The sequence below is a fragment of the Verrucosispora sp. WMMD573 genome (assembly GCF_027497175.1).
In the GTDB taxonomy this organism is placed as follows: Bacteria; Actinomycetota; Actinomycetes; order Mycobacteriales; family Micromonosporaceae; genus Micromonospora.
The window spans coordinates 1,996,699-2,019,289 of the sequence record NZ_CP114901.1; the positions used below are offsets into that span (position 1 = coordinate 1,996,699).

The 22,591-nt window shown below is 71.9% G+C and carries 21 protein-coding genes and 1 riboswitch; of the genes, 10 read left to right on the top strand and 11 right to left on the bottom strand.

The genetic code is table 11. The features are described 5' to 3' along the window. Positions 1-82 precede the first annotated feature (82 nt). Positions 83-418, bottom strand: coding sequence for a helix-turn-helix domain-containing protein (locus O7601_RS09270; RefSeq protein ID WP_281565776.1), 336 nt, complete (start codon positions 416-418; stop codon positions 83-85). A 200-nt stretch (positions 419-618) separates the two neighbouring features. Between O7601_RS09270 and O7601_RS09275 the strand changes: the two genes are divergently transcribed. Continuing rightward, a complete protein-coding gene (locus O7601_RS09275; RefSeq protein ID WP_281565777.1) occupies positions 619-1,317 on the top strand; it encodes a carbonic anhydrase in 699 nt (232 codons plus the stop codon). 121 nt (positions 1,318-1,438) lie between these two features. On the opposite strand, the gene O7601_RS09280 is transcribed toward O7601_RS09275, so the two are convergent. The 3 genes from O7601_RS09280 to O7601_RS09290 all read right to left on the bottom strand — a co-directional run bounded on the left by O7601_RS09280 (position 1,439) and on the right by O7601_RS09290 (position 4,678). After that, positions 1,439-2,455 (bottom strand): hypothetical protein, encoded by a 1,017-nt coding sequence (locus O7601_RS09280; RefSeq protein WP_281565778.1) that lies wholly within the window; start codon positions 2,453-2,455, stop codon positions 1,439-1,441. 3 nt (positions 2,456-2,458) lie between these two features. Continuing rightward, a riboswitch (cyclic di-AMP (ydaO/yuaA leader) is annotated at positions 2,459-2,590 on the bottom strand. Positions 2,591-2,756: 166 nt separating this feature from the next. Continuing rightward, positions 2,757-4,106: a YibE/F family protein gene (locus tag O7601_RS09285; RefSeq protein WP_281565779.1), complete on the bottom strand. Its 1,350-nt coding sequence runs from the start codon at positions 4,104-4,106 to the stop codon at positions 2,757-2,759. Positions 4,107-4,381: 275 nt separating this feature from the next. Beyond that, complete coding sequence (locus tag O7601_RS09290; RefSeq protein ID WP_099847797.1) at positions 4,382-4,678, bottom strand: metal-sensitive transcriptional regulator; 297 nt, start codon at positions 4,676-4,678, stop codon at positions 4,382-4,384. 115 nt (positions 4,679-4,793) lie between these two features. Between O7601_RS09290 and O7601_RS09295 the strand changes: the two genes are divergently transcribed. From O7601_RS09295 to O7601_RS09310, 4 genes are all read left to right on the top strand, one after another. Further along, entirely contained in the window at positions 4,794-5,003 is a 210-nt protein-coding gene (locus tag O7601_RS09295; protein WP_281565780.1) for a copper ion binding protein, read from the top strand. 37 nt (positions 5,004-5,040) lie between these two features. After that, a complete protein-coding gene (locus tag O7601_RS09300) occupies positions 5,041-6,012 on the top strand; it encodes a hypothetical protein (RefSeq protein WP_281565781.1) in 972 nt (323 codons plus the stop codon). A gap of 11 nt (positions 6,013-6,023) precedes the next feature. Next, positions 6,024-8,273, top strand: a complete 2,250-nt coding sequence (locus O7601_RS09305; RefSeq protein ID WP_281565782.1) for a heavy metal translocating P-type ATPase — start codon at positions 6,024-6,026, stop codon at positions 8,271-8,273. Between the two features lie 73 nt (positions 8,274-8,346). Beyond that, the gene (locus O7601_RS09310; RefSeq protein WP_169598605.1) at positions 8,347-8,520 is read left to right on the top strand and encodes a CsbD family protein; all 174 of its coding nucleotides are present in this window, start codon (positions 8,347-8,349) and stop codon (positions 8,518-8,520) included. Positions 8,521-8,578: 58 nt separating this feature from the next. On the opposite strand, the gene O7601_RS09315 is transcribed toward O7601_RS09310, so the two are convergent. Next, positions 8,579-9,538 (bottom strand): sensor histidine kinase, encoded by a 960-nt coding sequence (locus O7601_RS09315; protein WP_281565783.1) that lies wholly within the window; start codon positions 9,536-9,538, stop codon positions 8,579-8,581. Then, the gene (locus tag O7601_RS09320) at positions 9,535-10,380 is read right to left on the bottom strand and encodes an MEDS domain-containing protein (protein ID WP_281565784.1); all 846 of its coding nucleotides are present in this window, start codon (positions 10,378-10,380) and stop codon (positions 9,535-9,537) included. Before O7601_RS09320 ends, O7601_RS09315 begins: the two co-directional genes overlap by 4 nt. 116 nt (positions 10,381-10,496) lie before the next feature. Here O7601_RS09320 and O7601_RS09325 point away from each other — a divergent pair, with 116 nt between their 5' ends. After that, positions 10,497-11,072: a sigma-70 family RNA polymerase sigma factor gene (locus O7601_RS09325; protein ID WP_281565785.1), complete on the top strand. Its 576-nt coding sequence runs from the start codon at positions 10,497-10,499 to the stop codon at positions 11,070-11,072. A 9-nt stretch (positions 11,073-11,081) separates the two neighbouring features. Here the strand turns inward: O7601_RS09325 and O7601_RS09330 are convergent, their stop codons facing one another. Together O7601_RS09330 and O7601_RS09335 are read right to left on the bottom strand one after the other, a co-directional pair. Further along, a complete protein-coding gene (locus tag O7601_RS09330) occupies positions 11,082-11,942 on the bottom strand; it encodes a zf-HC2 domain-containing protein (protein WP_281565786.1) in 861 nt (286 codons plus the stop codon). Positions 11,943-12,053: 111 nt separating this feature from the next. Next, on the bottom strand, positions 12,054-12,680 hold the full coding sequence (locus O7601_RS09335; RefSeq protein ID WP_281565787.1) for a universal stress protein: 627 nt from the start codon (positions 12,678-12,680) through the stop codon (positions 12,054-12,056). 122 nt (positions 12,681-12,802) lie between these two features. On the opposite strand from O7601_RS09335, the gene O7601_RS09340 reads away from it, so the two are divergent. Both O7601_RS09340 and O7601_RS09345 read left to right on the top strand, forming a co-directional pair. Next, entirely contained in the window at positions 12,803-14,008 is a 1,206-nt protein-coding gene (locus tag O7601_RS09340; RefSeq protein ID WP_281565788.1) for a D-arabinono-1,4-lactone oxidase, read from the top strand. Next, entirely contained in the window at positions 14,008-14,373 is a 366-nt protein-coding gene (locus O7601_RS09345; protein WP_281565789.1) for a sensory rhodopsin transducer, read from the top strand. The genes O7601_RS09340 and O7601_RS09345 overlap by 1 nt, the downstream gene beginning before the upstream one ends. Positions 14,374-14,431: 58 nt before the next feature. Here O7601_RS09345 and O7601_RS09350 read toward each other — a convergent pair whose 3' ends face one another. The 3 genes from O7601_RS09350 to O7601_RS09360 all read right to left on the bottom strand — a co-directional run bounded on the left by O7601_RS09350 (position 14,432) and on the right by O7601_RS09360 (position 18,644). After that, positions 14,432-16,036 carry a hypothetical protein gene (locus tag O7601_RS09350; RefSeq protein ID WP_281565790.1) on the bottom strand — a complete coding sequence of 535 codons (1,605 nt, stop codon included), beginning with the start codon at positions 16,034-16,036 and terminating at the stop codon, positions 14,432-14,434. Then, positions 16,033-16,920: an ABC transporter ATP-binding protein gene (locus O7601_RS09355; RefSeq protein WP_281565791.1), complete on the bottom strand. Its 888-nt coding sequence runs from the start codon at positions 16,918-16,920 to the stop codon at positions 16,033-16,035. The genes O7601_RS09350 and O7601_RS09355 overlap by 4 nt, the downstream gene beginning before the upstream one ends. Positions 16,921-17,033: 113 nt before the next feature. Further along, positions 17,034-18,644, bottom strand: coding sequence for a potassium/proton antiporter (locus O7601_RS09360; protein ID WP_281565792.1), 1,611 nt, complete (start codon positions 18,642-18,644; stop codon positions 17,034-17,036). Between the two features lie 309 nt (positions 18,645-18,953). Between O7601_RS09360 and O7601_RS09365 the strand changes: the two genes are divergently transcribed. Together O7601_RS09365 and O7601_RS09370 are read left to right on the top strand one after the other, a co-directional pair. Beyond that, complete coding sequence (locus tag O7601_RS09365) at positions 18,954-19,709, top strand: potassium channel family protein (RefSeq protein WP_281565793.1); 756 nt, start codon at positions 18,954-18,956, stop codon at positions 19,707-19,709. 206 nt (positions 19,710-19,915) lie between these two features. Next, the gene (locus O7601_RS09370) at positions 19,916-22,567 is read left to right on the top strand and encodes an HAD-IC family P-type ATPase (RefSeq protein WP_281565794.1); all 2,652 of its coding nucleotides are present in this window, start codon (positions 19,916-19,918) and stop codon (positions 22,565-22,567) included. Positions 22,568-22,591 lie beyond the last annotated feature (24 nt).

The following is a 22,591-nucleotide window of genomic DNA, read 5'->3' on the forward strand; positions in this document are numbered from 1 at the left end:
CCGCCGTCGGCATGAGCGCAGCGCGGCGATCGTTCGGAGCGGGTGAAGCGCGCCACGTCGTCCGATCAGGAGGACCGCCGCCTCAGCGCTCGGCGGGGTCGGTCACCTGCTCCTTGGCGAAGAGGGCCAGCAGGTCACCGACCTCGTGGTCGGCCTCGGCCGGATGGCGGAACCGCCCGGCCGGGTTGAGGGTGTATTCGTTGCGCCGGCCCACCCGGGTGCGGTGCAGGTAGCCGCCCGCCTCCAGGTCGGCGACGATGGCCTGAGCGGCACGTTCGGTGACGCCCACCTCCGCCGCGACGTCACGTAGCCGGGCGGTGGGGTTACGGGCGATGGCGAGCAGGACGTGCGCATGGTTCGTGAGGAAAGTCCAGTTCCGCGCGCTTTCCCGTCCGTCAGTGCTCGCCATGCCCGCCATCGTATGACCCGCCGTTCGAGTACCCCGGCTCGCGCCGCTACCGGCCCCCGGTGCGGCCGAACGCAAGCGTCGACTGATGCATGAAGTGCATATCACGTATAGCTTGACGTGCGTTATCGCGCGTGTGACCGTGATGGCAGCCCGTGACCAGCGCCGGCCGGGATGACCAGGCATTTCTTCCAGAGATGAGGTGCAGCCGGATGAGTCGACCCGGATCGATCGGTCCACAGCCCGGACCGGACCGCGAGTTGCTCACCGCGGATCTTCCCGGTGCCCCGCAGCGGGCCCTCGCCGAGTTGCTCGCCGGCAACCGGCGGTTCGTCACCGACGCGCTGCGGCATCCCAACCAGAACGCTGGGCGGCGGGCCGCCGTCGCGACCGAACAGCACCCCTTCGCGGTGATCGTCGGCTGCTCCGACTCCCGGCTCGCCGCCGAGATCATCTTCGATCGCGGGCTGGGCGACCTCTTCGTGGTGCGCACCGCCGGGCACACCGTCGGGCCGGAGGTGCTGGGCAGCGTGGAGTACGCCGTGGCCGTGCTGCGTACGCCGCTGGTGGTCGTGCTCGGCCACGACTCGTGCGGCGCCGTCCAGGCGGCCCGGGAGGCACTGGCCACCGCCACCACGCCCCCCGGGCATCTGGGTGCCGTGGTCGACGCCGTGGTGCCGAGCCTGCACCGGGCACAGGACGCCGGAGTGGACGACCTGGACGGGATCGTGGACATCCACATCGCCCGGACCGTCGAGACGATGCTGGACTCCTCTGCGGCCCTCGCGGCGGAGGTGGCTGCCGGGCGGTGCGCGGTGGTCGGCATGTCGTACCGACTGGCCGCCGGCGAGGTGCGGGCGGTCGCCGCGGAACCAGCCGAACTCCGCGGTGCGCTGGCGACCGCGCCCTGATCCACGCCCGACGACCGTCCTGAACGACGACGGCCCTGAACGACGACGACGACCATCCTGAACGGCGGGGGCCGTCCCGCCACGATTGGCGGGACGGCCCCTGGTGCGTCGCGTCGGGTGGTCAGAGCAGTGACACGTGAACGTGGTCCGTGTGGTTTGACGGGCCGCTGTATGAGCTCCAGCGCTCCGTGGCCGCGAACCAGATCTGCCGGTTCCAGATCACGTAGTAGATGCCCAGCCGGTCGGCGTTGCGGACCAGGAAGGCCGCCAGGTTGTTGCCGTAGATCCGGGTGTCGTTGTTGTGCCACGGGCTGAAGCCGCTGTTCTGCAATGACCAGTCACAGGCCCGGCCCTTGGGGTGCTCGAACTTGTCACCCGGGCGGAAGCAGCCGACGAACCGGTTGAATCCGGCCCGCTTGACCTCCTTGTACATGTGCAGCGTCCGCGGCGTGATGCAGCCCGACGTGGTGGGGTCGTTCTGGCTGCACGACTCGGGCTTCCAGCCGCCGTCCGAGGAGCGGTTCGGCGCGATCCTGGCCACCGGCGAGGTGGCGTCCACCAGCCCGCCGGTCAGGCCGACACCGCCGACCAGCCGGAGGGACTTCTCCGCTTCGCTCTTGTTGCGCGCCATGTCGTTGGTCAGCTTCTTCTGCTCGCGCACCTCGGCGTCGAGCGCGAGCTTGGCCTGCTCGGCGCGGAGCTTGATCGCGTTGACCTCGCCCAGTTTCTTGTCGTTCACCAGGTTCAGCTCGTCCAGTGCCGAGGCCCGGTTGATGAAAGAGTCCGGTGCGCTGCTCTGCAACAGCATGGCGATCGCGCCGACCCGGCCCGTCCGGTACGACTGGGTGGCGATCTGGGCGACCTGAGGCGAGAGCGCGTCCAGGTCGGCCTGAGCGGAGCGGACCTCAACCGCCAGTTGGAGCTGGCGCTTCTTGGACTTCTCCAGTTTGGCCTTGGCCTTGGAGTAGTCCCGGGTGGTCGCCTCGATCAGATCGTTGAGCATCGGCGGGTCGTCGTCGTGCTCGGCGGGCTTGGGGTCGTTCGGTGCGGCCGTCGCCGGCATCGGACCGGCGAACACGGCGAACGCGGCGAACACGGCCACCACGGGCGTCAACCAGCGGCGTAGGGGTGCCGTCACTGTTTTCCCTTCCATCGACCGCCGACCGGGTTAGCTGACGGGTTCGGGACGGAAGTGGCCCCTACCGCTCTCGCGGATTCACCCCACGTACCTGGGTCCCCGGCTCGCCTCGCGGCGATTGGGCGGTGGCACCGCAGGCGCCGCTGCGCGCCTTCGGCGGTGACCGGCAGTGAGGTTACCTGACGGTCCATCTGTGCTTCTACGCCCCGAACCCGACGAGATGCGTCATTTCGTAATCGCTTTGGGTGACTAGCGACACGATTACGAGCCGCATTGGCAGGGGCGGTCACGTTGAGGAGTGTCACCATGTGGTGTCCGTGCTCCTGTCCGGGTCGGGCCACCCCGAAGGGGTGGCGGGGGGCGTGTTTCGGGTGGGTGGGGTGCTCAGCGCGCGGAGCGCCTCGGCCCGGTCCGTCGCCGGCCGGGGAATCACGGGGGTGGACGCACCGCCGGGGACGCCGGCGTCGCCGCCGCGTCCGGCGGTGGTGACGACCGCGGCCAGCGCGGTGGTCAGCGGTACCGCGGCGATCAGCCCGAGCGTGGCGACCACGCTTCGAACGATCTCCGTGGTGAGGAACTCACTGGTCAGGATCTGCCCCAGCGCGCGGGAGTCCGCGGTCAGCAGGAGCAGGAGCGGCAGCGAGGCTCCGGCGTACGCCAGCACGATGGTGTTCACCACCGAGGCGATGTGTGCCCGCCCGACCCGGGTAGCCGAGCGGTACAACTCCCGGCGGGAGAGGTTCGGGTTGGCGTGGCGCAACTCGTTGACGGCGGCGGCCTGGGTGACCGTGACGTCGTCGAGTACGCCCAGCGAGCCGATGATGATGCCGGCGAGCAGCAGGCCGTGCAGGTCGACGTCGGCGCGGAACATGGACAGGGTGGTGGCGTCCTCGCTGCCGAAACCGGTCAGGTGGGTGGCCCCGGTCGCGGCCAGCCCGAGCAGCCCGGTGAGCACCAGGCTGGCGAGCGTGCCGAGCACGGCCACCGAGGTCTGGGCGGACACCCCGTGGGTCAGGTACAGCACCACGAACATGATCAACGATGCGCCGACGATGGCGACTGCGAGCGGTGGCTGGCCGGCGCTGATACCGGGCAGCACGAAGGTCAGCAGGATGGCGAAGCTGGCGGCCAGACCGCCCAGGGCGGCCAGACCGCGTAGTCGCCCGAAGGCGACGATGGCGGCGGCGAAGAGTACGGCCAGCCACACCAGCGGCTTACCGCGTTGGTGCTCGGCGATGTTGTAGGCGCTGACCGAGGGGTCCTCCGGATCGATGAGCGAGACCAGGATGATGTCGTCGTCGACCTCGACGCGGGGAGCACCCGGCCCTGCCGGGATGGGTGTCTGCACCTCCTGCCCGGCGTCCGGTCCGGTCTGTACCCGGACGCTGACCGTGCCGCAGGGACCGTCCGCGGCCGTCGGGGTGCCCTCGGGTACCACCGGGTTGGGCGGGCAGGGCTCGCTGACCACCCGGGTGACCGTGCCGTGGTAGCGGGGGGTGTCATCGGCGGCCTCGGGGCGCGGTGCGTCCCGGGGCCAGAGCACGATGGCGGCGACCAGGGTGGCGAGAAAGAGGGGGACCACCGTCACGACAAGGATCCGCCGCACCCCCGGCGGGGTGGGCGGAGCGGAACGGGTGTGGTCGGCGCCCATTCAGTGTCTCCCAACGATTTCAGGGCTGAGTACGTGTCGATGGGCGAGACGGTTCAGTGCTGCCGGACGGCGATCTGGAAGGGCAGCCCGAATGGCCTGAACGTGGCGAGGCAGCTGCGTACCGTGAGCTGTGGACCGGCCCGTGACGGCCGTGCGGGCGTACGCCTGACAGCGACCTCGGGCCGCGAGGCACGGATTTCGGCTGGCCATCGTGTGCGAATGGTAACCAGCCCGACCTGCCGACGTCTGTCGTGAGGGTACGTCGGCGGGTCGGCTCAGCCGCGCTTCATCAGTCGGCCCACGGCGGCCATCATCTCGGTCGCCATCTCGTCGGCCCGACCCTCGGCGGCACCTTCGTGCATGCAGTGCCGGGCGTGCCCGTCGAGCAGACCGAGGGCGACCTTGTCCAGGGCGGCCTGAATGGCCGAGATCTGCGTGAGCACGTCGATGCAGTAACGGTCGTCGTCGACCATCTTCTCGATGCCGCGCACCTGGCCCTCAACGCGGCGCAGCCGGGCGAGGAGTTGGTCCTTGCTGGCGGTGTAGCCACGGATCGGTGCGGGTGTGCTCATGCGGGCAAGGATAACGTACCCCCTGGGGGTATGGTACGGTCGATGCGACGGATACCCCCGGCGGGTATCAGGGTGGGTGTTCGGCCCACCAGCTCGAAGAGGTGAGGAGAGCTCCATGGTCAGCACGACGTACCAGGTGCAGGGCATGACCTGCGGACACTGCGTCAACGCGGTCAGCACCGAGATCGGTGCGCTCGAGGGCGTCAAGGACGTGCAGGTTGATCTGGCCGCCGGTCGGGTCACCGTCACCAGCGACCAGCCGCTGTCCGACGACGCGGTGCGTGCCGCCGTGGACGAGGCCGGATACGAGCTGGCCGGCGCCTGAGCCGGTCGGCCGGTGGGCGGAAACCGAGAGGTCAACCATGCACACGGCGACGAAGCTGAGCGGCTTCGTGCTCGGCCTGGCGGCGGTGTTCGGCGCGGCGTACGGGGTGGGGCAGCTGACCGACCCGGTCAACGTGGTCGACACCGGCCACGACAGCGGGGGCGCGGACCACGGCGGTGACGCCGGCCACAAGGGCGACGACAGCCCGGAGGGAGCGGCCGGGCACCTGCCCGGCGGCCTGCTCGTCTCCGACCGTGGCTACACCCTGGTGCCGGTCGACGCGCCGCCGGGTGAGTTCGCGTTCCGGATCACCGGCCCCGACGGCCGTCCGGTGACCGGGTACGACGTCACCCACGACGAACGGATGCACCTCATCGTGGCCCGCCGCGACCTCTCCGGCTTCCGGCACGTCCATCCGGAACTGGCCGGGGACGGCACCTGGCGGATCGCCTCGCCGCTGGGCTCTGCGGGGGTGTGGCGGGCCTTCGCCGACTTCACCCCGACCGGCGGTGACCCCCTGACGCTCGGGGTCGACGTGACCGTCCCCGGAGCGCTGAGCGAGCGACCGCTACCCGCCCCGACGAGCAGCGCCACGGTCGACGGTTACACAGTCGTCCTCTCCGGCAGCCCGCAGCCCGGGCGCACCACGACGCTGACGCTGACCGTCAGCCGAGACGGCGCACCGATCACCGATCTGGAGCCCTACCTCGGCGCGTACGGTCACCTGGTGGCGCTGCGCCGTGGTGACCTGGCATACCTGCACGTGCACCCGGAGGGCAGCCCGGGAGACGGGCGGACCGCCCCCGGTCCACGGGTGAGCTTCGCCACCGAGTTCCCCTCGACCGGCGCCTACCGGCTCTACCTCGACTTCCGCCACCGGGGTGTGGTGCGCACCGCCGAGTTCACGGTGCAGGTCGGTGATCCGGGCGGCACCACCGGGCCGGCCGACCGGCCCGCCACCCCAGCCCCCGAGGACGGGCACGGGACTCCCGGGCACGAGCACGACTGACGGGACCAACCATGAGTACGAGCCGACCCCTGACCGCCGCACCGCACCTGATCGAGCTGGCCATCGGCGGGATGACCTGCGCGTCCTGCGCCGCCCGGATCGAGAAGAAGCTCAACCGGATGGACGGCGTGCAGGCCGCCGTCAACTACGCCACCGAGAAGGCGACCGTCTCCTACGCCGACCCGGTCACCCCGGACGACCTCGTCGCCACGGTCGAGAAGACCGGTTACCGGGCCACCCTGCCACCGCCGCCCACCCCGGACGCACCAGCGGCCGCCGAACCGGCGGATCCGCTTTCCGCCCTGCGTACCCGGCTGTGGGTCGCGGTGGCGCTGAGTGTGCCGGTGATCGCGCTGGCGATGGTGCCGGCCTGGCAGTTCACCTACTGGCAGTGGCTGTCGCTGACCCTGGCCGCCCCGGTGGTGGTCTACGGCGGGCTGCCCTTCCACCGGGCCGCGCTGGTCAACCTGCGGCACGGCGCCGCGACCATGGACACCCTGGTGTCGCTGGGCACGCTGGCCGCCCTCGGCTGGTCGGTGTGGGCGTTGTTCCTCGGCACCGCCGGCACCCCGGGGATGACCCACCCGTTCAGCTTGGACATCGGCCGTACCGACGGCGCCGGCAACATCTATCTGGAGGCGGCCGCCGGGGTGACCACCTTCATCCTCGCCGGCCGCTACTTCGAGGCGCGGGCGAAGCGAACCGCCGGGGCGGCCCTGCGGGCCCTGCTGGAACTGGGCGCCCGGGACGTGTCCGTGCTGCGTGACGGGGTGGAGATCCGGATCCCGGTCGACCAGCTCGCGGTGGGCGACCGCTTCGTGGTGCGGCCCGGCGAGAAGATCGCCACCGACGGAACGGTGGAGGAAGGGTCCTCGGCGGTCGACGCCAGCCTGGTCACCGGTGAGTCGGTACCGGTGGAGGTGGCAACGGGCGACGCGGTGATCGGCGGCTGCGTCAACGCCGGCGGCCGGCTGGTGGTCATCGCGACGCGGGTCGGTGCCGACACCCAACTCGCCCAGATGGCCCGGCTGGTCGAGCAGGCGCAGAGTGGCAAGGCCGCCGCCCAGCGGCTCGCCGACCGCATCTCCGGGGTGTTCGTGCCGATCGTGATCGCCCTGGCCGCCGGCACGCTGGGCTGGTGGTTGGGCAACGGCGCCGGACCGGCTGCCGCCTTCACCGCCGCCGTGGCGGTGCTGATCATCGCCTGCCCGTGCGCCCTCGGCCTGGCCACTCCGACCGCGCTGCTGGTCGGCACCGGGCGGGGCGCTCAGCTCGGCGTCCTGATCAAGGGGCCGGAGGCGTTGGAGTCCACCCGGCGGGTGGACACCGTGGTGCTCGACAAGACCGGCACCGTGACCACCGGCCGGATGAGCCTGCTTACGGTGACCCCCGCCTCAGGTGAGCGACGCGACGAGGTGTTGCGGCTGGCCGCCGCCCTGGAGAGCGGCTCGGAGCATCCGGTCGCCCGGGCGGTGGTGGCCGGTGCCGCCGAGGTCGGCGCGCTGCCGCCGGTCACCGACTTCGCCAACGTGGCCGGGTTGGGTGTCACCGGCACCGTGGCCGGCCGCCAGGTGCTGCTCGGCCGGGCGCGGCTGTTGGAAGAGCGGGGTCTGGTCGTACCGGATGATCTCGTCCGGGCAGCGACCGACGCGGAGGCTGCGGGGCGCACGGCCGTGCTGGTCGGCTGGGACGGCCAGGCCCGTGGCCTGCTCGCCGTGGCCGACCAGGTGAAGCCGACCAGCCGGGAGGCGGTACGGCGGCTGCGCGTGCTCGGCCTCAAGCCGGTGCTACTCACCGGTGACAACGCCACGGTCGCCCGGGCGGTGGCCGGCGAGGTGGGCATCGACGAGGTGATCGCGGAGGTGCTACCGACGGAGAAGGTCGAGGTGGTCGCCCGGTTGCAGGGGAAGGGTCGGGTGGTGGCGATGGTGGGCGACGGCGTCAACGACGCCGCCGCGCTGGCCCAGGCGGACCTCGGCCTGGCGATGGGCACCGGCACCGACGTGGCGATCGAGGCGTCCGACCTCACTCTCGTCCGGGACGACCTGCTGGCCGCCGTGGACGCCATCAGGCTGGCCCGCGCCACCCTCGGTACGATCAGGGGCAACCTGTTCTGGGCGTTCGCCTACAACGTCGCCGCCCTGCCGCTGGCAGCGGTCGGGCTGCTCAACCCGATGATCGCGGGGGCGGCGATGGCGTTCTCGTCGGTGTTCGTGGTGGCCAACAGCCTCCGGCTGCGCCGGTTCCGCCCTGTTTCTTGAATTTCTCTGGTTGGCCGACGCCGGGCTGGGTACCTGACTGAATGTAGCGACAGGGATCCCCCGGGAGGGTGACATGGGCGTCGAGGACAAGTTCAACAACACCGCCGAGAACACCGGCGGCAAGATCAAGGAAGGCGTGGGTCGCGCCACCGACGACGAGCGCCTGGAGGCCGAAGGTCGCGGCGACCAGATGAGCGCCAACCTCAAGCAGGCCGGCGAGAAGATCAAGGACGCGTTCCGCAAGTAGTCCAGGTACGCGACGAACCGCCGGGCCGGCGTACACCGGCCCGGCGGTTCGTGTGTGCTCAGGCGCCCAGCGGCCGGCCGGCGGTGAGTCGCAGGATGAACCCCTGGTCGTCGCTGTGGTAGGTGACGTGGTTGCACGACTGGTGGGTGATCCACAGGCCCAGCCCGCCCGGCACCCCGTTGGCCGACGGCAACAGCCCGGCGTACGGATCCTGAGGGCCGGAACCGACGTCACTGACGGTGGCGACGATGCGGTCCGCGCCCGCCCACAGCTGAAAGCGGACTGGGGGACGGCCGTGCCGCAGACCGTTGGTGACGGTCTCGCTGACGGCGACGACGAAGTCGTCGAACTCGTCATCCCGTAGCCCGCCCTGGCCCACCTGGTGCACCGCCGCGCGGGCCTGCGCCGCAGTCGGGCCGAGCAGGTCAACCAGGGGCGGGGTCGTCTGCATCGGGTCGGGTGGCATCGGGCGAGTCTGGCGCAGGAAGGTCTCCGGCGCGACGTAGTCGACACTCGGCAGGTGCCGCCCGTCGGCTGCGGCGAAGCACGGGTGCGTGGCGGCGACGTCCGCCAGCACCCCGGAAGCGGTGGTCCGGGTGTCGTAGGCGCACATGCTCCACAACGGCCAGTCGTCGTACGCGTGGTTGATCGCAGACTCGTACCGGGCCCACCAGTCCCAGGTGGGGCCGAGACCGACCGGCGGCACCTCGCCGATGATCCGGATCTGGGTGGCGCCGTCGGCGACCAGATCGGCGAGGAGCTGACGGTACATCCGGATGGCGGCGGTGGGCCGGGCGTAGACGTCGCCGCCGGCCAGGAACTCGACCTTCGTGTCGGCCGGCAGCGCGGCGCGGACCAGGTTGCCGGTGCGCTCGCCGAGCGCGACGAAGGTGGGCTCGTTCGCCCCCACCCCACCGACGAGGAATGGCACCACGACGGCGAGCAGCTCCTCGTCGGAGCCGTAACAGAGAGCCTCGTGGAAGTAGCCGGTGCGTCCGGCGGCCGCACCGGTCCTCACCGAGTCACCTCCACCCGCAGGTCGGGCAGGTCCAACAGGGCGGCGAGCCGGGCCACCCCGGAGCGGGCGGCCCGCAGCACCACCGTCACCTGCCGGTCCCGGGCGTACTCGTTCAGGTGGATGAGCGCCCGGTGGTCGAGGAACCGGAGCCCGTCGGCGTCCAGCACCAACTCGTCATCGACGGCTTGCAGATCCGCGCGGTCCAGGGCGGTGCGGAACAGGTCGTGATTGGACGTGTCCAACTCGCCGGCGAGGGCGGCCTGCCCCTGGCGCAGCGGTACGGCGTACAGCCGGAACAGCAACTGGCCGAGGTTGTGTTCCGGGTGCACACAGGCCAGCTCGGCGACCGCCGGCTCGCCCAGCTGCGAGCGGTCGTAGGCGCACATCGCCCGGAACGGCTCGGTGCGCATCATCTCGTTCACGCGCTGCTCGTAACGGGCGAACGCGTCGCGTTGCGCGGCGGTACGGACCAGCTCGGTGGCGTCGGCGGCCACCCGCAGGCCGGTGTATCCGGCGGCGACCGCCTCCCGGGTGGCCCGGTGGTAGACCGCCACCTGACTAGCCGGATCGACCACCGCTGTGCTGCCGTACGCGCCGTCGAGGGAACGGACCTGGGCGGCACCCGTCAGCAGCCCGTCGGCGAAATCCCGGACACCGAGCAGGTGGTCCCGGACCGGCTCGGCGGGACCGGAGACGACGAACCAGACCCGCTCGCCGACCGCCAAGCCGGCGCGGAGGAACTCCACGGCATGGGTCATGAACCCGGCCGGGTCGTCGTACGCCCAGCACAGGTGCCCGTACCGCGGTGGCTGGTCGATCAGCACGGCACTCCGCTCGCTCACGTGAGGTGCCCCATCAGTGCAGTCTACGGCGTCGTCCGGAGCGGGCCGGCCACGCCGGTCGCACCGGTTGCCGGCCCGCGGGAACCAATCGGCGATTTCCACCGACCAATACGGCGATGACAGCCGTGACCGACGACATCAGTGGGTACGCGCTCGCCGCGGGCCGGGGCGACCATGCCGCCGCGGCGGCATTCGTGCGGGCCACCCAGCACGACGTACGGCGGTTCCTGACCCACCTGCCCGGGGTGCGGGAGGTGGACGACCTGGTCCAGGAGACGTACCTGCGAGCCTGGCGGGCACTGCCGTCGTTCGCCGGCCGCTCCACGGCACGGACCTGGCTGCTCGCCATCGCCCGTCGGGTCGCCGTGGACCAGGTACGCGCCGCCACCTGCCGGCCACGGACCGCGAACCTCAGCGACTGGCAGACCGCCGCGGAGAGCACACCGGCCGGCGTGCGTGCCGGGGTGGACGAGCAGGTGGTGCTCCGTGGATTGCTCGACGGTCTCGCACCCGAGCGGCGGGAGGCGTTCGTGGCGACCCAGCTGCTCGGCCTGCCGTACGTCGAGGCCGCGCAGGTGTGTGACGTGCCGGTCGGCACCATCCGGTCCCGGGTGGCCCGGGCCCGCGAGGACCTGATTGCGGCGATGCGGTCGGCCGACCATCCGGCGGACCGCCCCGGCGCTGTCGGCTGAGGCGTCCCGTCAGGCCACCCGCCGCCGGTGGCGGCGCCGGCCGTCATCAGCGGGGACGGTCCGGCTGCGAACCGGTGCGGGAATCTGGTGGGCGTGGGCGGCAGAGTGCCGGGCCTGGGCCGAGTAGGGCGGCAGCAGTCGCAGCGGGGCGGGCTCGTCGACCTCGTCGAGGCGCAACTGCCAGCGGGACCGCTCCGGCTGCCGGTCGCTCGGTGTGCCGGGCCGGCGGGAGCTTCGTGCCAGCAACAAGGTGATCAGGTAACCGACCACCAGGAAGCCGTGACTCACCAGCCGTTCCACCGCGACCTGCGAGGCGACGAGGTCGTTTACCGACAGCAACACCAGGGTGACCACGAAGGCACCGAGCATCGGCAGCAGCCCCGACGGTGAGGTCCGACGCAACGCGACGAACAGGAAGCCCGCGCCCACCGCGACGTTCCACGCGGCGGATTCGTGCCACAGGTGCTGGCCGTTGGAGTGCAGGTGCTCGGCGACCTCGGCCCGGCCGATCTGCGCCAGCCCGAGCACCAGTTGCACGGCACCGAGCAGACCCAGTGCTGCCCGCAGGCCGTTGACCAGGCTGGCTCGCCCGCCGGCAGCCGGCGACCAGCGACTCGGCAGCGCGGCGGCGACGAGCGTGCGCCAGCGCCGGCGGGGCGGCGGCGCGGCGGCGAGAATCGCCTCGGTCAGATCCGGCAGCGGGGTCACCACCTGGGTACGCGCCCGGCGGGTCACCTTCGCCGCAGAATCCAGCCAGGTCCGGCACCCGGCGCAGGTCTCCAGGTGCCCACCGGCCCTGCGCTGCTCGTCCGCCGTGACCTCGCCGTCCAGCTGCGCCGACAGAATCTCCCGCCACTGCTCACACCGCATGTACCTATAGTCGCTCCCCGGGCCGGCATGGTTCCCGGTCGGGACCGGCGGAACCGCCCGGCACCGAGGTCAGGGCCCCGGGCGCAGCACTCGGGCGCGGGCCGTGGAAGGTCAGCGGCCCGGCAGGCTGCCGAGCAGGACGGCCCGCGTGGACCGGTGGGCGAGGCCCTCGGCGACGCTGCCCAGCAAGCGGTCCTCGATCCCGTGTCCGTGCCGGCCGACCACCAGCAGGTCCACATCCCGGTCGTCGGCGACTGTCAGCAGGGCGTCGACGGGATGACCGGTGACGACAACGGTGGTGGGCCGGGGCAGCCCGTCGGGCAGCCCGGCGGCCCGTTCGTCGATCATGCGGCGGGCCTGCTCGTGCTCCCGCCGGGACTCCGCGTCGGTCAGGTCGGGGCTGGTCACGGTGACCAGGACGAGTTCACTGGTGCTTCCGGTGAGGGCGTGGGCGATGGCTCGCAGCGCCCGGTTTGAATGCGCCGAACCGTCCACCCCGACCAGCACGCGCAGCCCGGTGCCGACCGGTTCGGCCGGCCGGTGGCGTACGTCGACCAGCTGCGGGCGGGCCCGGCCCCGCTCGACCGCGATCGGCACGAACAGCGGACCGAGCAGCGCACCCACCAGGTACCAGAGCGGGCTGCGGTGCCCGCCCCGGGTGACGAAAACCGCCGCCGTGCCCAGGCCGACGGCCAGCCACAGCACCGCCACCAGCGCCGCGTGCCACCACTCAGACACGACGTTTCTCGCCGACGGGTCGGGCCTTCGAGGCGGCAGGGACAGGTTCGGCCATACCCGTGACTACCCCGCCAGGCCGGGGGTAAGCGCACGGTCCGTCCGCCGCGAGGAGGTTGCCGGGGGTGTCCCGTCCGTTCGTGAACTGGTCCGGCAGTCTCGCCTTCACCCCGTTCGGCTACGCCGAGCCGGCCGACGAGAACGAGGTGCGGGAACTGGTGCTGCGGGCACGCGAGTCGGGAGACACCCTGCGCCCGGTCGGCTCGGGCCACTCGTCCAGCCCGCTGGTGCGTACCGACGGCACCCTGGTCAGCCTGCACCGGATGGCCGGTGTGATCGACAAGGCCGGCGACCGGGCCACGGTCCGGGGCGGTAGCCGGCTCAGGGAGCTGGGTGCGGGCCTCTACGACGCCGGGTTGGCGATGGACAACCTCGGCGACGTGGACTACCAGTCCATCGCGGGGGCCACCGCCACCGGTACCCACGGCACCGGCCTCGGCTTCGGCAGCCTCTGCACGCAGGTGTCGGAGGTGCGCCTCGTCGCGGGCACCGGCGAGGTGCTGGACGTCTCCGCGACCAGCAACAGCGACCTGCTGCCCGCAGCCCGGCTCTCGCTCGGCGTGCTCGGTGTGGTCACCCAACTCACGCTCGACCTGCAGCCCCGCTACGACCTGCGTCGGCGAGCGTGGTGCGCACCTGTCGAGTGGACCCTCGACCATCTGGCCGACCTGCAACACACCAACCGCAACATGGACTTCTACTGGTACCCGCGCAGCGACCTGACTCAGATCCGCACCATGAACCGGGCAGACGGCGCATCCGGACCGTCGTCGACGACGCCCAGGTCCGACGGGTGGTACGAGCCCCGGGAACTGGAGGTCGGGCCGACCCACCGCACCATCCCGCAGAACCGGGAACTGCGTTTCGAGGAGATCGAGTACATGCTTCCGTCGGAGGCGTTCCCGGCCTGCTTCGCGGAGGTCCGGCGACGGATCCTGAGCCGACATCGGCGCACCGTGGGTTGGCGGGTGCTGGTACGCAGCATCGCCGCCGACGACATCTGGCTCAGCAACGCGTACGGTCGCCCGACCACCACCATCGCCTGCCTGCAGAACGCCTCATTGCCGTACGAGGAGTACTTCCGGGACATGGAGGCCGTCTTCCGGCAGTACGGCGGACGGCCGCACTGGGGCAAGAAGCACTGGTTGACCGCTGACGACCTGCGCCCGCTCTTTCCCCGGTGGGACGACTTCCAGGCGGCCCGCTGCCGCCTCGACCCGGACGGGGTGTTCCTCACCCCGGACCTGGCCCGACTGCTGGAGGGAACCTGATGGCGCAGGTGTGGGCGGTGCCGGGCGGGCACGTACCGTTCGGCGGCACCGACGGCGAGCCGCAGTTCACCAGTTTCGACAAGTTGTGCGTGCTGAACACCACCGACTCCGCGGCGGAAGTGACGCTCACCTTCTACTACGAGGACGCCGAACCGGTCGGGCCGTACCGGTTCACCGTGGCTGCCCGGCGCATCCGGCACGTACGGGTCAACGACCTGATCGATCCCGAGGCGGTCCGCCTCGACCGCCCGTACGGCTGCGTGCTCGGCTCGCCGGTGCCGGTGGTGGTGCAGTTCCTCCGGCAGGACACCCGGTTGCCGGGCACGGTGGCGCTCACCGGGACCATGGCCCACCCGGTCGGTTAGGCGGCGTCTCCTCCCGCGCCGGCACAGCCACGGCCGGCTGTGAACCGCCCGCCGGTGATCAACCCAGCAGGTCGCGGCGCCGATGGCCGAGCATGCCGAGGACGGCGGCGACGAACGCAAGCCCGATCATGGTCCACCACGCCGTCCAGCCGGCCGACGCGGCCGGAACAGCCGCCAGATGAGTGAACGGCGAGATCGCGGCCACCCACCCCGGCAGGTCGGCGCTGTCGGCGAGCACCTGGAGGAGGAACCCACCGACCGCGGGTAGGACACCGACGGCCGCGGTGGCCCGGGGCAGCCAGCCGAGTGCGAGTATCGCCGCGCCGAGGCAGAGCAGCACGACCGGCAGCACGTTCCAGGTGCCGGCCAGGGCTGCGGCCAGCGGCAGCGGGGCGTCCACCAGATAGGCGCCGACCCAGGTCGCCGTCGCCGCCACGCTGACGAGTGCCGCCACCCCGGCGAGGGTGGCGAGCGTCTCGGCGGTCAGCAGCCGGTTGCGGCTGACCGGCTGCGCGTACAGCGACGTCAGCCGGCCATCCGTTTCGGCGGCCACGAACTCGGCGAGCCGGGACGCGGCGAAGACCCCGACCGGCAGGGCGAGCAGGACGAACAGGGATGCGGTGTAGCCGCGTACGCTGCCCAGTTCGGTGAAGCCGGCCTGCGCGGCAAGCCCGGCGAAGCGCGGATTGTCCGACAGGAAGCGGACCATCGACGTCGCCAGCAGACCGATCAGCAGGAAGTACGCGCCGATCCCGGCGGACCAGCCGGCCAGCGGGCGCACCATCCGCCGTACCGCGAACCCGTCGGCCGTGCCGAGCAGCCACGTCCGGGGCGGCCGGCCGGCCGGTGCGGCGACCAGCCCGGCCCGCACGTCACGACGCCCGGCCAACGCCATCGCGGCCACCGCGATCAGGAGTGCCGCACCGGCGAGCACGACCAACGGCAACAGCCGGTCGTCGCGGTAGGGGCGGATCAGGGCGAGCAGCCCGTACGGCGACAGCCAGCGCAACCACCCCAACGCCGCGACACCTTCCCCGACCATCCGGGCCAGCAGCCCGACACCGAGCACGGCCAGGGCCAACCCGCTCGCCCCGGCCCGGGTCGGCATCACCTGCGCGCTCAACAGCGCCGTCGACACGGCGAAGAGGGCGACCAGCACGAGACCCGCCGCGTACCGGAGTGCGCCGCCCGGTGGCGTGCCGGCCGCGACGAGCACGACGCCGGCCGCGCTCCCCGCGATCACCACGGCGGCGGCCAGGACGGCGAGGTGCCGACCGAGCACGGCCGGCACCGCCAGCCGGCCGGCCAGCAGGAGGTCCCACCGGCCGCTCTCCTCCTCGCCCCGGGTGACCCGGGTGGTGACGAGCACCCCCCACACCGAGAGCAGGACGGCCAGTACGGTGCCGGTCCGCCAGACGGTGAACCCACCCGGGGTGTCCAGCGCGAACGGTTCGCCGAAGAGGGTGCGGACCGCCGGGTTCTCGGCGAGGGCGGCCAACGCGGCGGCGTCGAGGGGGGTGCCGGCCGTGTTCTCGTACCCGGCGACGACGACGGCGGTGACGCCGGCCGCCACTGCGAACACGACGAGTGCGGGCCGGCGGACCTGGCGCAGGGCGAGCCGGGTGACGGCAGCCGTGGCGGTGCCTGCGTCACCGGCGCTCATCGACTCCCCTCCCCGTAGTAGTCGAGGAAAATCTCCTCCAGCGTGGGCTCGCGCATGGTGAGGGTGGTGACGTCGGCCGCCGCCAGCGCCCGCAGGGCCGGGCCGGGCGGCCCGGTCAGGGTGAACCGCAGGGCAGCCCCGTCGACCTGAATGCCGTCGATCCCGTCGACGTCGGTCAACTCGGGCACGGCGCCGGCGAAGCGCACCAGCACCTCGGTGCGGTGCAGTCGTCGCAGCTCGGGCATGGTGGCGACGTCTACCAGGCGCCCGGCGCGCAGGATGCCCACCCGATCGCAGACAGCCTCCACCTCCGCCAGCTGGTGGGAGGAGAGGAACACCGTGCTTCCGGCGTCGCGGGCCTCGACCACGGCGCGGCGGAACTCGCGTTCCATCAGCGGGTCCAGGCCGGCGGTCGGCTCGTCCAGAACGAGCAGCGGGGCGCGGGTGGCGAACGCGGCAACCAGTGCCACCTTCTGCCGGTTGCCGGTGGAGTAGGCCCGTCCCGGCTTCGACAGGTCGAGGGCGAACCGGGCCACCAGCTCGTCCCGGTAGGCGACGTCGACGCCCGGCCCGGTCGAGCCGAGCAACTCCAGGATCTCCGCGCCGGTGAGCTGTGGCCAGAGCGTCACATCGGCCGGGACGTACGCGACCCGCTGGTGTGCCGTGGCCACCTCGGCGGCGGGGATGCCGAAGATCCACGCTTGGCCGGCGGTCGGGCGGGCCAGGCCGAGCAGCAGCCGGATGGTGGTGGACTTGCCGGCGCCGTTGGGGCCCAGGAAACCGAACACCTCACCGGCGTCGACGGTCAGGTCGAGATCGTCGAGGGCGAGCAGGGAACCGTACCGCTTGGTCAGGTGCTCGGTACGGATGGCGGGTGGTTGCACGGCGGCCTCCGTGAGGTTGTCAGGACCACGACCGCCGACCAGGCTTCCCGGCACACCATCCTCACCCTAGTTCCGGCCCGCAACGGTGGGAAGCCGGCCACTCACCGGGCTGCTCAACCAGCCGTCGGTACGAGGGCCGAGGGCGACTCGTCGCCGGTGTCCGGCGAGGGTGCAGGGCGTGGCGGGACCGTGGGGGTCTCCGGGGGACGCCGGATCCTGGCCGGCCGCTCCGGGTCGCCGGTCTCGCCGCGCCAGTGGGCGAGCCGTCCGGCCCGGGCGACCGCCCGTAGGCGGCGTTCCGCCCGGTCCCGGACATGTGGTGTGGTGACCACCAGCAGCTGATCACCGTGGCGCAGCCGGGCGTCCGGCTCGGGTACGAAGGCGGTGCCGTCGCGGACCACCAGGGTGACCGCGGCCGGTGGCGGCAGCCGCAGCTCGCGGATGTGCACGCCGTGCATCCGGGAGTCGGCCTCGACCGTGAGGTGCAGCAGGTCCGCGTCGATGGCGTCCAGCGGCGCGGACTCGACCTGTAGGTCCGGGCCGATCCCGACCGAGCTGAGCCGCAGGCGTTTGGCCAGCCACGGCAGTGTCGGAGCCTGCACCAGCGTGAAGGCCACGACCAGCACGAACACGATGTTGAACAGCTGCCCACTGCCACCGACCCCGGCCACGACGGGAATGGTGGCCAGCACGATGGGCACCGCACCGCGCAGCCCGGCCCAGGAAAGCAGCACCTGCTCGCGCAGCGGAATCCGGAACGGCAGCAGGGTGATCAGCACCGACAGCGGCCGGGCGAGCAGCAGCAGCACCAGACCGACGGCGAGGGCGGGCAGGACCGCAGCGGGCAGTTCGCTGGGATTGGCCAACAGTCCGAGCATGACGAACAGGCCGATCTGCGCGATCCAGCCGAGCCCCTCGGCCACCGACACCGTGGCCCGGCGGTGCGCCAGCCGGGCGTTGCCCAGGATCAGTGCGGCCAGGTACGCGGCGAGGAAGCCACTGGCCTGGACGAGCCCGGCGGCGGCGAAGGCGAAGATGCCGCAGGAGAAGGTGGCGATCGGATAGAGACCCGAGGCGGGCAGGGTGAGCCGACGCAGGAACCATACTCCGGCGACGCCGATCGCGACGCCGACCGCGCCACCGACGCCGAGCTGGTAGACCATCTGGACCAACAGTTCCAGCGGGCTGGTCGCGGTCAACCCGGTGGCGCTGAAGGCGAGCACCAGGATGACGGTCGGTGCGTCGTTCAGACCCGACTCGGCCTCCACCAGCCCGGCCAGCCGCCGGGGCAACGGCAGGGTGCGCAGCACCGAGAAGACCGCCGCCGCGTCGGTGGAGGACACCACCGCGCCCAGCAGCAGCGCCAACTGCCACGAGACGTCGAGGAGCAGGTGCGCGCCGAGGGCGGTGACCCCGACGCTGATCAGCACACCGGCGGTGGCGAGCGCCGTCGCCGGCGCCAGTACCGGCCGAATGTCGGAGAACCGGGTGGTCAGGCCACCCTCCACCAGGATCACCGCGAGCGCCGCCGTGCCCAGGGCCTGCGCCATGGCGGCGTCGTCGAAGCGTAGGCCGAGTCCGTTCTCGCCGAGCAGCAGCCCGATGCCGAGGTACGCCAGCAGCATCGGTACGCCGACCCGGGTGGCCAGCCGGGCGGCGGTGACGCTCACCAGCACGGTCGCCGCCGCGGCGATCATCAGCAGATAGACCTGTTGCAGGGTCATCCCGGAACCCGTCCCAGCCACAGTCGACCCATGCATCCGCTCCCTCACGCTCGTGCCCGCTGGGGGTACAACGCCGACACCCGCCCCCACGGGTCGCACAGCCGGCGCGCCCGGCGCTACCAGCCGGGCGGCAACCCGTGCCACGGTGTGTCCCCGCGCTCACGTTACCGGGTGAGCAGCCACCGAATGCCGAGCGTGACGGGGACGCACTGCCCGGACGGTCTGCGGACCACCTGCGGGGACCGATGCCCGACTGCGCGACCATGGCCCGGTCACGCGTACGACGACGGAGCAGACGGGAGCCGGCTCATGAGCGGCGGGACAGCACAGCGGACCGATCGACTGGAGGCATGGGAGCGGGTCAGCGCCGCACCGCTCACCGTGCTGTCCGTGGTGTTCCTGGTGGTGTACGCGGCGCCGATCCTGCGCCCGGATCTCAGCCCGGCATGGCGGGCCGCCTGCACCGCCACGACGGTCATCGTCTGGGCGCTGTTCTGGGTGGACATCCTCGTTCGCCTGCGGTTGGCCACGAATCGGCGGAAGTTCCTCCGGGAACACCTGTTCGACCTGGTGGTGCTGACGCTGCCGATGCTGCGACCACTGCGCGCGGTACGCCTGGTCATGGTGGTGCTGACCATCAACCGTCGCACCGAGGTTTGGGCGCGCGGCCGGCTGGCCGTCTACGTCGCCGCCACCACGGCGCTGCTGGTGCTGGTCTCCGCGCTGGCTGTGCTCGACGCCGAACGACTAGCGCCGGACGCCAACATCACCGCCTTCGACGACGCGCTGTGGTGGTCGACGGTCACCATCACCACCGTCGGCTACGGCGACTTCTATCCGGTGACCACCGCCGGGCGATTCGTCGCCCTCGGTCTGATGATCGGTGGGATCGGCCTGATCGGTTTCGTCACGGGCTCGCTGGCGACCTGGATCGTCGACCGCGTCTCGGCCTCCGCCGACAAGCCGGCGGAGGTCACCGGCGAGGACGTGGCGGCCCTACGCGCCGAGATCGCCGCCCTGCGGCGACGCCTCGACTCCGATCCGGCCGAGCGGTCCGCCGACTGAACGATGCCGGCCGGCGGTGCGTGATCGGGCGTTCCGGCCTGCCGGACGCAGTTTGTCCCGGAAGATGGTGGGCGCGGCGTCCGGCCGGCCACCGGGACGCGGGCGGCGACCCGGGCCGGCGGCGCGGATCCGGTCTTCTGATCGTCGGCGGGGTGACGGTGACGCTCGAACAGTCAGCGGGGTCGCGGTCCAACGAACACCACGGCATGTCCACCCATGAGGTGGTGCTGCTGCTGGAGACGGATCCGCAGCGCGGCCTGAGCAACGCCGAGGCCACCCGGCGGCTGGCCCGGTACGGTCCCAACGTGCTGCCTGCCGCCGGTGGTGGCGGCCTGCTGCGTCGGGTCCTGCGGCAGTTCCACAACCCGCTCATCTACGTGCTGATCGCGGCCGGCGTGGTCACCGCGGTCCTCGGGGAGTACGTCGACTCCGCGGTGATCTTCGCGGTGGTGCTGATCAACGCCGCGATCGGGTACGCCCAGGAGTCGAGGGCCGAGGCGGCACTGGACAGCCTGCGCTCGATGGTGCGTACCGAGGCGCGGGTGATCCGCGACGGTGAGCTGCGGGCGATCTCCTCCGACGACCTGGTCCCCGGTGACCTGGTAGTGCTGGAGGCGGGCGACAAGGTGCCGGTGGATCTGCGGTTGGTCCGGCTGGCCGAGCTGCGGGTCGACGAGTCGGCGCTGACGGGCGAATCCGTGCCGGTGGACAAGTTGGAGGCGGAACTGCCGGTGGGCACCCCGGTCGCCGACCGGCGCAACATGGTCTGGTCGGGCACGCTCATCGCGGCCGGCGGCGGCGCCGGCATCGCGGTGGCCACCGGAGCCGAGACGGAACTCGGCCAGATTCACCGACTGGTCGGCGCGGCGGAGGCCCTGGCCACCCCGCTGACCCGCAAGCTGGCCCGGTTCAGCAAGGTGCTGACCGTGATCATCCTGGTGCTCGCGGCGGTGACGTTCGCGGTCGGCCTGCTCCGTGGCCAGGACGTGGTCGAGACGTTCACGGCGGCCGTGGCGCTCGCCGTCGGTGCGATCCCCGAAGGGCTGCCGGCGGCGGTCACCATCACCCTGGCGATCGGGGTCACCCGGATGGCCCGCCGACGGGCGGTGATCCGTCGTCTACCGGCGATCGAGACGTTGGGCAGCACGACTGTCGTCTGCTCCGACAAGACTGGCACCCTGACCGAGAACCAGATGACGGTCCGGGCGCTGTGGACCCCGGACGCCGAGTTCGAGGTGACCGGCGCTGGCTACCGGCCGGACGGGGAGGTCCGCGACGGCGGCCGGGGCGGCGAGGCGCTGCGCTGGGCGCTGCTGGCCGGTGCCGGATGCAACGACGCGCGGGTACGCGAACAGGACGGCGAGTGGCTGCTGGCCGGCGATCCGACCGAGGGTGCGATGCAGGTGGTCGCGGCCAAGGCGGGCATCGACCACGGCCGGCTGTCCGCCGACTATCCACGCCGGGACACCATCCCCTTCGACTCCAAGCGGCAGTACATGGCGACGTTGCACGACGAACGGGCCACGGGCCGCGCGGTGGTCCTGGCCAAGGGTGGTGTCGAGCGGATCGTGTCGATGTGCCGGGGCGAGATGGGTGCCGACGGGCAGATCCGCCCGCTCCGTGCCGACGCCGCGCTCCGGGCGGCCGAGGACCTGGCCGGTCGCGGGCTGCGGGTGCTGGCCACCGCCGTACGACCACCGGACGGCCCCGACGACGGCTTCGACGAGGTCGCGCTGCCCGGCACCCTGGTCCTGACCGGGCTACAGGCGATGCTCGACCCGCCGCGCAGCGCCGCGGCCCCGGCGGTGCGGGCGTGCCACTCGGCGGGCATCGACGTCAAGATGATCACAGGTGACCATGCGGCGACCGCCGGCGCCATCGCCGGCCAACTCGGCCTGCTCGACTCGGACCGCCCGGAACGGGTGGTCACCGGCACCGATCTCGAAGAGTTGCCCGCCGAGGGGTTCGGCGAGGCGGTGGACCGGGCCGCCGTCTTCGCCCGGGTCTCCCCGGAACAGAAGCTCCGCCTGGTCGAGACGCTTCAGCAACGAGGCCACGTGGTCGCCGTGACCGGCGACGGGGTCAACGACGCACCCGCGCTGCGGCAGGCGAACATCGGCATCGCCATGGCCCGATCCGGGACCGAGGTGGCCAAGGAAGCGGCCGACATGGTCCTCACCGATGACGACTTCGCCACCATCGAGGCCGCGGTGGAGGAGGGCCGCGGGGTCTTCGACAACATCACCAAGTTCATCGTCTGGACGCTGCCGACGAACCTCGGTGAAGGGCTGGTGGTGCTGGTCGCCATCGTGCTGGGTGCCACGCTGCCGCTGCTGCCCACCCAGATCCTCTGGATCAACATGACCACCGCGGTCCTGCTCGGCCTGATGCTGGCCTTCGAGCCTAAAGAGCGCGGCATCATGCGACGGCCGCCCCGCGACCCGGCCCGGCCGCTGCTGACCGGCCCTCTGGTGATACGGATCTTGCTGGTGGCCACGCTGCTGGTGGCCGGCGCGTGGTGGGTGTTCCAGTGGGAACAGTCCAACGGCGCCGATGTCGCGCAGGCGCGCACCGCCGCCATGAACGTCTTCGTCGTGGTCGAGACCTTCTACCTGTTCAGCTGCCGGTCGCTGAGCCGCTCGGCATGGCGGATCGGCTTCTTCACGAACCGCCTGCTGCTGCTCGGCGTCGCCGCGCAGGCCCTGTGCCAACTCGCCATCACGTACCTGCCACCGATGAACGCGATCTTCGACACGGCGCCGATCGGACCCGACGTGTGGTTGCGGATCCTGGCCATCGGTGCGGTCTCCGCCGTCGTGGTCGCCGTCGACAAGCGGCTGCGCCACAATCTCGGCTGAACGGTTTCACCCGGCACGCTCCGG

Excerpts from the sequence above, each read along its gene's own strand:
- O7601_RS09270 (WP_281565776.1), bottom strand. The coding sequence starts at position 418 with ATGGCGGGCATGGCGAGCACTGACGGACGGGAAAGCGCGCGGAACTGG.
- O7601_RS09275 (WP_281565777.1), top strand. The coding sequence starts at position 619 with ATGAGTCGACCCGGATCGATCGGTCCACAGCCCGGACCGGACCGCGAG.
- O7601_RS09285 (WP_281565779.1), bottom strand. The coding sequence starts at position 4,106 with ATGGGCGCCGACCACACCCGTTCCGCTCCGCCCACCCCGCCGGGGGTG.
- O7601_RS09290 (WP_099847797.1), bottom strand. The coding sequence starts at position 4,678 with ATGAGCACACCCGCACCGATCCGTGGCTACACCGCCAGCAAGGACCAA.
- O7601_RS09295 (WP_281565780.1), top strand. The coding sequence starts at position 4,794 with ATGGTCAGCACGACGTACCAGGTGCAGGGCATGACCTGCGGACACTGC.
- O7601_RS09300 (WP_281565781.1), top strand. The coding sequence starts at position 5,041 with ATGCACACGGCGACGAAGCTGAGCGGCTTCGTGCTCGGCCTGGCGGCG.
- O7601_RS09305 (WP_281565782.1), top strand. The coding sequence starts at position 6,024 with ATGAGTACGAGCCGACCCCTGACCGCCGCACCGCACCTGATCGAGCTG.
- O7601_RS09310 (WP_169598605.1), top strand. The coding sequence starts at position 8,347 with ATGGGCGTCGAGGACAAGTTCAACAACACCGCCGAGAACACCGGCGGC.
- O7601_RS09325 (WP_281565785.1), top strand. The coding sequence starts at position 10,497 with ATGACAGCCGTGACCGACGACATCAGTGGGTACGCGCTCGCCGCGGGC.
- O7601_RS09330 (WP_281565786.1), bottom strand. The coding sequence starts at position 11,942 with ATGCGGTGTGAGCAGTGGCGGGAGATTCTGTCGGCGCAGCTGGACGGC.
- O7601_RS09345 (WP_281565789.1), top strand. The coding sequence starts at position 14,008 with ATGGCGCAGGTGTGGGCGGTGCCGGGCGGGCACGTACCGTTCGGCGGC.
- O7601_RS09350 (WP_281565790.1), bottom strand. The coding sequence starts at position 16,036 with ATGAGCGCCGGTGACGCAGGCACCGCCACGGCTGCCGTCACCCGGCTC.
- O7601_RS09360 (WP_281565792.1), bottom strand. The coding sequence starts at position 18,644 with ATGACCCTGCAACAGGTCTATCTGCTGATGATCGCCGCGGCGGCGACC.
- O7601_RS09365 (WP_281565793.1), top strand. The coding sequence starts at position 18,954 with ATGAGCGGCGGGACAGCACAGCGGACCGATCGACTGGAGGCATGGGAG.
- O7601_RS09370 (WP_281565794.1), top strand. The coding sequence starts at position 19,916 with ATGTCCACCCATGAGGTGGTGCTGCTGCTGGAGACGGATCCGCAGCGC.